Source organism: Pannonibacter phragmitetus DSM 14782, assembly GCF_000382365.1.
Lineage (GTDB): Bacteria > Pseudomonadota > Alphaproteobacteria > Rhizobiales > Stappiaceae > Pannonibacter > Pannonibacter phragmitetus.
The window spans coordinates 25,301-37,434 of record NZ_KB908216.1; the positions used below are offsets into that span (position 1 = coordinate 25,301).

The 12,134-nt window shown below is 63.9% G+C and carries 8 protein-coding genes; 6 read left to right on the forward strand and 2 right to left on the reverse strand.

The features are described 5' to 3' along the window. Positions 1-8: 8 nt before the first annotated feature. Positions 9-3,107 carry a multidrug efflux RND transporter permease subunit gene (locus H163_RS0105035; RefSeq protein ID WP_019963463.1) on the forward strand — a complete coding sequence of 1,033 codons (3,099 nt, stop codon included), beginning with the start codon at positions 9-11 and terminating at the stop codon, positions 3,105-3,107. A gap of 57 nt (positions 3,108-3,164) precedes the next feature. Here the strand turns inward: H163_RS0105035 and H163_RS0105040 are convergent, their stop codons facing one another. Both H163_RS0105040 and H163_RS0105045 read right to left on the reverse strand, forming a co-directional pair. After that, on the reverse strand, positions 3,165-4,880 hold the full coding sequence (locus H163_RS0105040; RefSeq protein WP_019963464.1) for a methyl-accepting chemotaxis protein: 1,716 nt from the start codon (positions 4,878-4,880) through the stop codon (positions 3,165-3,167). 195 nt (positions 4,881-5,075) lie between these two features. After that, the gene (locus H163_RS0105045; protein WP_019963465.1) at positions 5,076-5,840 is read right to left on the reverse strand and encodes an SDR family NAD(P)-dependent oxidoreductase; all 765 of its coding nucleotides are present in this window, start codon (positions 5,838-5,840) and stop codon (positions 5,076-5,078) included. 139 nt (positions 5,841-5,979) lie between these two features. Between H163_RS0105045 and H163_RS0105050 the strand changes: the two genes are divergently transcribed. From H163_RS0105050 to pheT, 5 genes are all read left to right on the forward strand, one after another. Further along, complete coding sequence (locus H163_RS0105050) at positions 5,980-6,216, forward strand: (2Fe-2S)-binding protein (RefSeq protein WP_019963466.1); 237 nt, start codon at positions 5,980-5,982, stop codon at positions 6,214-6,216. A gap of 32 nt (positions 6,217-6,248) precedes the next feature. Continuing rightward, complete coding sequence (gene bfr, locus H163_RS0105055; RefSeq protein WP_019963467.1) at positions 6,249-6,734, forward strand: bacterioferritin; 486 nt, start codon at positions 6,249-6,251, stop codon at positions 6,732-6,734. 188 nt (positions 6,735-6,922) lie between these two features. Then, the gene (locus H163_RS0105060; RefSeq protein ID WP_019963468.1) at positions 6,923-7,960 is read left to right on the forward strand and encodes a M42 family metallopeptidase; all 1,038 of its coding nucleotides are present in this window, start codon (positions 6,923-6,925) and stop codon (positions 7,958-7,960) included. A 545-nt stretch (positions 7,961-8,505) separates the two neighbouring features. Further along, positions 8,506-9,588 (forward strand): phenylalanine--tRNA ligase subunit alpha, encoded by a 1,083-nt coding sequence (gene pheS / locus H163_RS0105065; RefSeq protein WP_019963469.1) that lies wholly within the window; start codon positions 8,506-8,508, stop codon positions 9,586-9,588. A 72-nt stretch (positions 9,589-9,660) separates the two neighbouring features. After that, on the forward strand, positions 9,661-12,078 hold the full coding sequence (gene pheT / locus H163_RS0105070; protein ID WP_019963470.1) for a phenylalanine--tRNA ligase subunit beta: 2,418 nt from the start codon (positions 9,661-9,663) through the stop codon (positions 12,076-12,078). The last annotated feature ends 56 nt before the right edge of the window (positions 12,079-12,134 follow it).

A 12,134-nucleotide genomic window follows, 5' to 3' on the forward strand; every position in this document is an offset into this window, starting at 1 on the left:
GACCGTTCATGCCTCAGTTTTTCATCGAGCGCCCGGTCTTTGCCTGGGTCATCGCCATCTTCATCGTGCTTGCCGGTCTCGCTGCGATCCCGCAGCTGCCGGTTTCCCGCTTCCCGGTGATTGCACCGCCGAGCATCAGCATCAGCGCCACCTACACGGGCGCCAGCCCCCGAACCATCAACGACAGCATCACGGCCCCCATCGAGCGTGAGCTGACGGCGGTGAAGAACCTGCTTTACTTCGATTCCTCGTCGGACTCCTCCGGTACGGCCACCATCAACGTCACCTTCAAGCCGGGTACAGACCCGGAACTGGCGCAGATCGATGTCCAGAACCGTCTGAAGGCCATCGAGCCGCGCCTGCCGGAACCTGTCCGCCGGGCGGGCCTGTCCGTGGAGGCTGCCACATCCGGCTTCCTGATGATTGTGTCCCTGCGCTCTGAAGGAGGAAAGACAGACCCGCTGGCGCTGGATGACTATCTCGTGCGCCAGCTGGCGCTGGAACTGAAGCAGGTGCCCGGCGTTGGCCGCGTGCAGTCCTTCGGCTCGCAAGCCGCCATGCGCGTGTGGCTTGATCCCTCCCTGCTTGCTGCCTACTCGGTCTCCATGGCCGAGATCACGCAGGCCATCCAGTCGCAGAATGTCCAGGTTTCTCCCGGACGGCTGGGCGAGGCGCCCGCTCTTCCCGGTCAGGCGGTCAGCGTTCCGCTCAGCCTCGACGGGCAGCTGAAGACACCTGAGGAGTTCGCTGCCATCGTGCTGCGCTCCAATCCCGATGGCTCGAAACTGACACTGGGCGATATCGCAAGGATCGAGATCGGTGCACAGACCATGGGGTTCTCGATCTTCGACGGCGGAAAGCCGGCGACGGCCGCCGCCATTCAGCTTGCTCCCGGTGCCAACGCCATCAGCACTTCGGAAGGCGTGCGGGCGCGCCTTGCTGCGCTTGCCCCCTCGATGCCGGAAGGCGTTGCCTACGCTGTCTCCTACGACACGGCACCTTTCGTGAAGCTCTCGATCACCAAGGTCGTTCAGACGCTGGCCGAAGCGATGGGCCTGGTGTTCCTCATCATGCTGCTGTTTCTTCAGAACATCCGTTACACGCTGATCCCGGCCATCGTCGCGCCCATCGCGCTTTTGGGCACCTTTGCCGTGATGTGGGCGATTGGCTATTCGATCAACGTGCTGACCATGTTCGGCATGGTGCTGGCGATCGGCATCATCGTGGATGATGCCATCGTCGTCGTCGAAAATGTCGAGCGGCTCATGGCCAGCGAAGGGCTGAGCCCGCGCGAGGCAACCCGCCGCGCCATGCGGGAAATCACCGGCGCGGTCATCGGCATCACCCTGGTGCTTACGGCCGTGTTCCTGCCCATGGGCCTTGCCAGCGGTTCTGTCGGGGCGATCTACCGGCAGTTCACGGTGTCGCTGGCGGTCTCGATCCTGTTTTCGGCCTTCCTCGCACTCAGCCTGACGCCTGCCCTCTGCGCAACGATCCTGAAGCCGGTCGCACCGCATCACGAGCGCAAGGGCTTCTTTGCCGGGTTCAACCGGGGCTTCGACCGGCTGACGGCGCGCTACACGGTCTGGGCGGGCTGGCTGGTGAACCGCACGGCCCGCGTCATGCTGATCTATGGCGCCCTCACCGGCGCCCTGGCCCTGGGATACAGCACATTGCCGACCGCCTTTGTTCCGGAAGAGGATCAGGGAACATTCATGACCTCCTTCACGCTGCCGGCCGATGCAACATCCGAGCGGACGCGGGAGCTCGTCCAGCTCTTCGATGCGCATGCGGCAACACGTCCTGACATTGACAACAATCTGTCCATCATGGGCTTCGGCTTTTCCGGCTCGGGCGCAAACGCGGCCATGGCCTTCACCACGCTGCGCGATTGGGACGCGCGAAGCGGCAGCACCGCCGCCGAAATGGCCGCAGCCGAACAGGCGATGCAGGACGCGGTGGAAGGCGAGGTTCTCATCATGAAGCCGCCTGCCATCGAGGAACTGGGCACAACCTCGGGCGTCACCCTGCGCCTCGCCGACCGGGGCGGACGCGGCGCGGCCGCGCTGCAGGCGGCGGCAGATCAGCTCATCGGCCTCTCTGACCAGAGCAAGCTCCTGAGAAATGCCCGCGTTGATGGCCTGCCAAGCGGGCCCAGCGTGAACCTGCGCATCGACCGGCAAAAGGCCGGCGCCCTCGGCGTTCCCTTTTCCGCCATCAGCGACCTGCTCGCCGCGACCATGAGCTCGACCTATGTCAACGACTTCCCGCGCGCCGGATATCTGCAGCAGGTCGTCCTGCAGGCACAGGCCAGGGACCGCATGCAGGTCGAAGACATTCTGAAGCTCCACGTCCGCAACGACCGGGGCGGCATGGTGCCGCTCTCCGAAATGGTGACGCCGGAATGGTCGGTGAGCCCGCTCCAGCTCAACCGATTCAACGGCTACCCCTCGCTCAGCATCTCCGCAGAGGCCGCGAGCGGCGTATCGAGCGGTGCGGCGATGCAGGAGATCGAGCGCCTTGCGTCACAGCTTCCGTCCGGCTTTTCGGTGGAGTGGACCGGCCAGTCCTTTCAGGAGCGCCAGTCAGGCGCACAGGCACCGCTGCTTGTCGCCCTCTCCTTCCTTGTCGTGTTCCTGGTTCTGGCAGCCCTTTACGAAAGCTGGACCATTCCGCTCTCGGTGATGCTGGTCGTGCCGCTCGGCGTGCTGGGTGCCGTGATTGCAGTGCATTTGCGGGGGTTCGACAACGATGTGTTCTTCAAGGTCGGCCTGATCACACTGATCGGCCTTTCTGCCAAGAATGCCGTGCTGATCGTGGAGTTCGCCCGCAAGCTGCGCGGCGAAGGGGCGAGCCTGCATGAGGCAGCTGTCGAGGCGGCACGCCTGCGGCTGCGGCCCATCGTCATGACCTCGCTTGCCTTCACCCTCGGCATCCTGCCTCTGGTGATCGCCAAGGGGCCAAGCTCCGAAACCCAGAACGCACTGGGCACCGGCCTTTTCGGCGGCATGATATCGGGCACCGTCCTGGCGGTCCTCTTCGTGCCTGTGTTCTTCGTCGTCATCATGCGGCTGGCCGGCCGCAAGACGCAGGCGGAAGCCGGATGAGAGATGCAGCCTTCCCGGACAGCTGCGATGCGTATCCGGGAAGGCTGCGGTTCGGGATCAGGCAGCGGCGACCTTCGTCAGGAAGCCTTCGATCTCCCTGCGGAGCAGATCGGTATGGCCAGCCAGATCGGCGGAAGCGCCGAGCACGTGGTCGGCGGATTCTGCGGTGTGATCAACCGTGCGGGCCAGTTCGTTCATATTGCGCGCAACCGACTGCGTGCCGGCGGAAGCCCTCTGCACATTGCGCGAGATTTCCGAGGTCGCGGCGCCCTGCTGCTCGACGGCAGAGGCAATGGCGGAGGTGTAGCTGTTGACCTCTTCCATGGTGCGGGTGATGGCGCCAATGGCATCGACCGCCTCTTCGGTGGCCGACTGAATGGCCGCAATCTGCCCTGCGATCTCTTCCGTTGCCTTGGAGGTCTGGTTGGCCAGCCCCTTCACTTCAGCGGCCACGACCGCAAAGCCCTTGCCGGCCTCGCCCGCGCGGGCGGCCTCGATCGTGGCATTCAGTGCCAGCAGGTTCGTCTGCTCGGCAATGGCCTGGATGAGTGTCACCACTTCACCGATCTTGGCTGCGGAAGCGGCAAGGCTTTCAACCTTCTGGTTGGTCACCCGGGTGCCTTCGGTCGCCTTGCCGACCACGCCTGTGGTCTGGCCCACCTGACGGCGGATCTCGCCGATGGAGGCGGACAGCTCTTCAGCAGCGCTGGCCACCGTCTGCACGTTGCCGCTGGTTTCGTGGGTGGCAAATTCGGTGTCGCTGGCACGCGCTGCACCGGCGCGGGCAAGGTCAGCCAGCTTGCTGGCCGTTCCCGTCAGTTCCTGTGCCGTGTCACCTGCTGCGTTCAGCATGGACTGGATCTGCTGGCGGAAGCTGCCGATCAGATCTTCCATCCGCTGCTGGCGTTCCTGACGCTCCTCACCGGCAGAGGCTTCGGTTTCGGCAAGGCGGCGGCGTTCGATCGAGCTCTCGCGCAATGTGGCGACAGCCTTTGCCATCGTACCGATCTGGTCGCCCCGCTCCGTGAAGGGAACATCCGCCTCAAGATCGTCCGCCGCGATCTGGCCCGTCACTTCAGACAGTTTGGTGATCGGAGCCAGCAGGTGCCGCGATGTGAACACGGCAACGCCAATCGCGACCAGAAGGACCGGCAGCACCGCCATGCCAAGGCGGGTCATCATCGTATCGACGCCAGCCATGATCTTCGTGCGCTCAACGCCGGCATAAAGGATACCAACCGGCGTGCCGCTGGAACTCATGACCGGTGCATAGATGGTGAAATAGGGTTTGCCGAGAATGATAGCCTCGCCCCGATAGGTCTGCCCCTTCATCACCACCGGATAGACCGCGCCGCTCTGGCCCAGCGGAGTGCCGACCGCCCGATTGCCATCAGCCTTGATGATGTTTGTTGTCTTGCGGATGAAGTCCCGCTGCTGCGCATCCCAGACGAAGACTGTCGCCGTCTCACCCGTCATCCGGCCAATCGTGTCGATCATCGCATGGTCTGCGAATTCAGGAATGGCATCGGCCTGAATGCGGCTCACGTTGCCATCCGCTGCCCATGTCACCTTCACCCCGGGCACATCCCGTTCAAGGATGGTCGCCGCAACACGCAGACTGGCGTTCTGCTTGGTCACGGCATCATCCGCAGCACCACTGACCATCACCGAATAAACGATGGTTCCGACGACAGCGAGCGAGGCGGCGACCATGAGGCAGCTGGTGACGGCAAGGGCTGCCGAGATACGCAAACGGGAGAAGGGGTTCTTCATCGAAAAAGCCTATAGGGAGTAATACTGATACCACTATCCTTTAGTCTATTTAACGTTGCGTAAAAGCCGGCGAAACCTTCTTAAAGCAGCACACGGACAGAGTTTCTCCCGCAGACAAGGCACAACCCCAGCCTCTGCGTATTATTACTCAAATATCCCGTATTTTCACCATGACGAATACGATGAAGGCCAGCCCTAGACATGCTGCCCGCCATTGATGTGGATCTCTGCACCCGTGACATAGGAAGAAGGACTGCTGCAGAGAAAGTGAATTGTATCAGCAACTTCAGCCGGCTGGCCAAGGCGGCGCAGGGGCAGGCCGTCCACCAGCTTTTCCGTGCCGGGCGACAGGATCGAGGTATCGATCTCCCCCGGCGCAATGGCGTTGACTCGGATGCCATGCGGCCCGAAATCCGCCGCCATTTCACGTGTCAGCGAGGCGAGCGCCGCCTTTGAGGTGGCATAGGCCGTGCCGGCAAAGGGATGCACCCTCACGCCTGCAATCGATGTGACATTGACGATGGAGCCCTGCGCGGTCTTCAATTCCGGAAAAAGCCCCCGCGCCAGCGTGATGGGCGCGAAGAAGTTCACCTGGAACACCTGGTGCCACACATCAAGCGGCGTGGAGAAGGAATCCAGCCGCTGACCGCCCTGGTCCTTGGGGCTGATGCCGGCATTGTTGACCAGTGCGTCGAGACGTGAGCCATCGGCCTTCAGCCGGCTGCGGATTTCCTCGATGGCACCGGCAAGGCTCACAGGATCTGCCAGATCGACCTCGATGTGATCCTCAGGCCCGGACGGCCAGGGGCATTTGTCCGAAAAGGGGTGGCGCGAGCAGGTGATCACCCGCCAGCCATCGGCAGAAAAGCGCTTCACCGTGGCATGGCCAATGCCCCGGCTCGCCCCCGTGAGCACGAGAACCCGGCGGGGAGCAGCGGCAGATGTGACAGCTTCACTCATGATTGGCCTTTGACGGAAAGATGCACTAGATAAAGTTGACTTGGCGTGGAAACTTTAGTTTATCCCGCCGGTCGCGTGATAGCCAGATGGGGCGTCAGCGCATTGACGTCAGGCGCCGTAACCCAGACAAGTCCGGTTCATGATCATCTGTTCCTGCAATGTGTTGTCCGACAAGCAGCTGCGTCAGGCGGCCGAGGAGATGCGCGCAGACCCGGACGCCCGGCTGCCCACGCCCGGCGCCGTGTTCCGCAAGCTGGGCTGCCGGCCGCGCTGCGGCGGATGTTTCCCGAATGTCATTGATATCATTCACCAGAATGCCGATAAGGCTGTAACAAAAGCGGCAACGCCACTGGAAGGCGAGCCAGAAGACCGCTAAAACTGACAAGCACCACCGAGAGAGAGGCTGCCATGAAGGGCGATACCAAGGTCATCGAATATCTGAACAAGGCCCTGCGCCACGAGCTGACGGCCGTCAACCAGTACTGGCTGCATGGCCGCCTGCTGGAAGACTGGGGCTTCACCAAGCTCGCCAAGAAGGAGCGCGAGGAATCCATCGAGGAGATGCAGCACGCCGACAAGCTGATCGAGCGCATCCTCTTCCTCGAAGGCTATCCGAACCTGCAGACGCTTGACCCGCTGCGCATCGGCCAGTCCCTGAAGGAATGCGTCGAATGCGATCTGGCCGGTGAATATTCCGCCCGCGCCCTCTACAAGGAGGCCCGCGAAGTCTGCCACGAGGCCGGTGACTATGTGACCATGGCCCTGTTCGAGCAGCTGATGGGCGACGAAGAGAGCCACATCGACTTCCTCGAAACCCAGCTGGAACTGATCGAGCGCATCGGCATCGAGCGCTACGGCCTGCTGCAGGCAGAGCCGGCGAACGCTGCCGAATAAGGCAGGCGGAACTCCGCTGAATGTTTCAACCCCGGTTCCGGCCTGCGCCGGTGCCGGGGTTTTGCTTTGAACCGGGCAGCGAAAAGACGCGCCTGCCAACAGGCCTGCCGTCCAAAGGCAGGGACTTCCGTCTCTCTCCGGCATGACCTAATCTGAAGGCGTCAAATCACCTTCGGGAACCTCTTTCCATGAATATCGACCTGCTCCGCCGCCTTTGCGAAACTCCGGGCGTGCCCGGCCATGAGCACCGGGTCCGTGCCCTCATCGAAGCCGAGATCAAGGATCTCTTCGACGAGGTGCGCACCGATGCCATGGGCTCGCTGCTGTGCCGGCGCGATCCGCGCAAGAAGTCCAAGTCGCCGCTCAAGGTGATGCTGCTCTGCCACATGGACGAGATCGGCTTCCTCGTCTCGCATGTGACGGACAAGGGCTTCGTTCATGTGCATCCGGTCGGCGGCTTTGATCCGCGCAATCTCTTCTCCCGCCGCGTGCTGGTGTCGACCGACAAGGGCGACTTCAAGGGCGTGATGAACCCCGGCGGCAAGCCGGTGCATATCTCTTCGCCGGAAGAGCGCAAGAAGGTGCCGGAGCCGGATGAATTCGTCATCGACATGGGCCTTGGCGAGAAGACGAAGGACATCGTGCGCATCGGCGACATGGTGACCATGGACGAGCCTTTCCTTGAAATGGGCGACAGCATCGTCTCCAAGGCGCTGGACAACCGCATCGCCTGCTGGCTCGGCATCGAGGCGATCCGTGCGCTTGGCAAGGCCAAGCACGAATGCGAGATCCACGTGGCCTTCACGGCGCAGGAAGAGGTGGGCCTGCGCGGCGCCCGCACGGCGGCCTATGCCATCAAGCCGGACATCGGCCTCGGCATCGACGTGACGCTGGCCTGCGACACGCCGGGCGTGCCGGAGCAGGACCGCACCACGGTGATGGGCGGCGGTTTCGGCCTGCATGTGAAGGACGGTTCCTTCATCGCCGACCGGGCACTGGTCAGCGAGATCGAGGACCTGGCCATCAAGGAAAAGATCCCCTACCAGCGCACCATGCTGCGCTCGGGCGGTCAGGATGGCGCAGCTGCCCAGCAGGCCGCCGCAGGTGCCCGTGCCGTCGGCATCGTCGTCGGCACCCGCTACATCCACACGGTCACCGAAATGATCGCCCGCAAGGACCTGGAAGCCGCCCGCGACATCATCGCGGCTTACCTCAAGAGCGTCTGATACCAAGGCTTTCGATGCTGACGCATCACGCCTTGAAATTGCTCAAGCGCCGCACAGGCTTAACCAACTCTCGATGACTCAAGCTCATCGAGAGTTGGTATGATCCGGCACCAGCCGCAGCGGTGGCACGCTGCGGCTGGTTCTTTGGCCTGCGGGCTTGCCATCGGGCGGCGGGCACGTATACTCGCGCTGCTTCCAAACCGGACTGCGGGATGAAACGGCCGTGACACTGGCACCTTGCATCGCAAACATGACTGGCACCGCGCATGAGCTTTGCGCGCGCCGTTTTGCCGTGCGCCGTCTGCGCAACACCGCAGCACAGGGCTCCGCTTGCGGACGATTTAGCCGCTCGGCCTGAGCCGGGCGCACGCACCTTCCCGCCCCTGCCCCGTTCAAGGCCGCCGTCAGGCCTGCCGCCCGTCACATCCCTGTGGCATGGCTGTGGCATCGCCTGCCTTTTCTGCTAAAAGACCCGCAATCCCTGCATTCGCCTGCAGCCCGTGGCCCGCTCCGGCGGCCACAGCCAACCAACGACCGAAGAGCTCATGTCCGATATCGACAGCCTGTACTCCGAGATTTCCGCAGCCATTGCTGCGGCGGCAACCGAGGCCGCCCTTGAGGAGGTGCGCATTGCCGCCCTCGGCAAGAAGGGCAGCATCTCCGAACTGATGAAGACGCTGGGCTCCATGAGCCCGGAAGAGCGCCAGAGCAAGGGCCCGGCGCTGAACAGCCTGAAGACCCGCGTTACCGATGAAATCACCGCCCGCAAGGAGGTGTTGAAGGAAGCGGCCCTTGAGGCGCGCCTTGCCAGCGAGCGGGTGGACGTGACCCTGCCGCTGCGCGCCGCCCCCGCCGAAACGGGCCGCGTGCATCCGATCGCGCAGGTGATCGACGAACTGACTGCCATCTTCGCCGACATGGGCTTTGCGGTTGCCGAAGGCCCGGACATCGAGACGGACGAGCTGAACTTCACCGCGCTGAACTTCCCGCTCGGCCACCCGGCGCGCGACATGCACGACACGTTCTTCTTCAACCCGAAGGAAAACGGCGAACGCCTGCTGCTGCGCACCCATACCTCGCCGGTGCAGATCCGCACCATGCGCTCGCAAACGCCGCCGATCCGCGTCATCATTCCGGGCCGCACCTACCGCTGCGACAGTGACCAGACCCACACGCCGATGTTCCATCAGGTGGAAGGCCTCGTCATCGACAAGGGTAGCCACATGGGCCACCTGAAGTGGATCCTCGAAGAGTTCTGCAAGGCCTTCTTCGAGGTGAGCGACATCAAGATGCGCTTCCGCCCGTCGTTCTTCCCCTTCACCGAGCCGTCGATGGAAGTGGACATCCAGTGCGACCGCTCCGGCGCGGAGGTGAAGTTCGGCGAAGGCAATGACTGGCTGGAAATCCTCGGCTGCGGCATGGTGCATCCCAATGTCATCCGCAACTGCGGGCTGGACCCGGACGAGTATCAGGGCTTTGCCTGGGGCATGGGCATCGACCGCATCGCCATGCTGAAATACGGCATGCCGGACCTGCGCGCCTTCTTCGATGCCGATGTGCGCTGGCTGAAGCACTACGGCTTCCGCCCCCTCGACCTGCCGACCCTGTTCGGCGGCCTGTCGAGCTGAGACCTGATTTTCTGACTGCGCCGGGCGCCCCTTCAGGCGGCAGCCTGGCGGCAACAAGATGAGATTGCACCGATGAAATTCACCCTGTCCTGGCTCAAGGAGCATCTGGAGACCGAGGCAACGCTGGACGAGATCGTCGAGCGCCTGACCATGATCGGCCTCGAAGTCGAGGAAGTCACTGATCCGGCCGCGAAACTCGCGCCCTTCCGCATTGCAAGGGTCGTCTCCGCCGAGCAGCACCCGAATGCGGACCGCCTGCGCGTGCTGAAGGTGGACAATGGCTCCGGCACCCTGATGCAGGTGGTCTGCGGCGCGCCCAATGCCCGCACCGGCCTTGTCGGCGTGCTGGGCCTGCCGGGCGACTATGTGCCGGGCCTCGATGTCACCCTGTCCGTTGGCAAGATCCGCGACGTGGAAAGCTTTGGCATGATGTGCTCCGAGCGTGAGCTGGAGCTGTCGGAAGAGCACAACGGCATCATCGACCTGCCGGAAGATGCGCCGGTCGGCATGTCCTATGCCGATTATCTCGGCCTCAATGATCCGGTGATCGAGATCGGCCTGACGCCGAACCGTCCGGACTGCACGGGCGTCTATGGCATTGCCCGCGATCTGGCGGCGGCCGGTCTTGGCAAGCTGAAGGAGCGCAAGATCACCCCGGTGCGCGGCAGCTTCCCCTGCCCCACGCAGGTGACGTTCGACTTCGGCGATACGGAAGCCCTGTGCAAGGCCTTCGGCCTGCGGCTGGTGCGCGGCGTGAAGAACGGCCCCTCGCCGAAGTGGATGCAGGACCGGCTGAAGGCCATCGGCCTGCGCCCGATCAACGCGCTGGTGGACATCACCAACTACATGACCTTCGATCAGGCCCGCCCGCTGCATGTGTTCGACGCGGCCAAGGTTGCGGGCAATCTGGTGGTGCGCCGGGCGAAGGAGGGCGAGGAGATCCTCGGCCTCAACGGCAAGACCTATCAGCTCGACAGCAGCATGTGCGTCATCGCCGATGACAAGGGCGTCGAATCCCTGGGCGGCATTCTGGGCGGCGAGCATTCCGGCTGTGACGAGACCACCGTCGACGTGCTGATCGAATCGGCCCTGTGGGACGAGAACGGCATTGCCCGCACGGGCCGCAAGCTCGGCGTCAACACCGATGCGCGCTACCGCTTCGAGCGCGGCGTTGATCCGGACTTCATGATCCCCGGCCTTGAAATGGCAACGCAGCTGGTGCTCGACCTGTGCGGCGGCGAGGCTTCAGAACTCGTCACCACCGGCACCGTGCCGGAGAACGTGCGCATCATCGAATTCCCCTATGCGGAAGTGAAGCGCCTGACCGGGCTGGAGATTTCCAAGGTGGAAATCAACATGATCCTGAAGGCTCTCGGCTTCTGGGCCACGGGCCAGGGCGAGGTGGTGCGCGTTGCCCCGCCGAGCTGGCGTCCGGACATCGAAGGCAAGGCGGACCTTGCCGAGGAAGTGGTGCGCATTGTCGGCCTCGACCGTGTGGCCCCGGTGCCGTTGCCGCGCTCCGGCTCTGTCGGCGCCAAGGTTCTGACCACCGGCCAGATCCGCCGCTCCCGCGCCCGCCGCACGCTGGCCGCGCGCGGCATGGACGAGGCGGTCACCTGGTCCTTCATCTCGAAGGATCAGGCGGAAGCCTTCGGCGGCGGCAATCCGGCGCTGGAACTGGCCAATCCGATTTCGGCTGACCTTTCCAACATGCGCCCCAGCCTGCTGCCGGGCCTCATTGCCGCTGCCCAGCGCAATGCCGACCGTGGCTTTGCCGATGTGGCGCTGTTCGAGGTCGGTCAGGTCTTCGTGGATGACACGCCGGAAGGCCAGCGCATGGTGGCTGCCGGCATCCGCCGCGGCACGGCCAAGATGACCGGCGGCGGCCGCCACTGGACGGGCGCAGCCGGGAGCGTTGACGTGTTCGATGCCAAGGCCGACGCGGAAGCCGTGCTCGCCGCCATCGGCGCGCCGGTGGACAAGCTGCAGGTCTTCACCGGTGCCCCGGGCTGGTTCCATCCGGGCCGCTCCGGCGCGCTGAAGCTGGGTCCGAAGGTGGCGCTGGCCGTGTTCGGCGAGATCCACCCGCGCACCCTCGGTCTGATGGATGCGGAAGGCCCGATGGTCGGCTTCGAGATCCATTTCGACGCCGTGCCGGAATCCAAGGCGAAGCCCACCCGCTCCAAGGGCGCGCTGGACGTGGCCGACCTGATGCCGGTGCGCCGCGACTTCGCCTTCGTGGTGAATGCCGACGTGACTGCCGACAAGCTGCTGAAAGCGGCCAAGGGCGCTGACAAGGTGCTGATCAGCGACGTGGCGCTGTTCGACATCTACGAAGGCGCAGGCGTCGGCGAAGGCAAGAAGTCGCTCGCCATCGACGTGACCCTGCAGCCCAAAGCCAAGACGCTGACGGAAGAGGAAATCGAAGCCGTGGCCAAGAAGATCGTCGCTGCCGTCGAAAAGGCCACCGGCGGCACGCTGCGCGGCTGACCGGGATAGTCCTCGAACCCAAAAGGCCCCGCCGGAGACCGCTCCGGCGGGGCCTT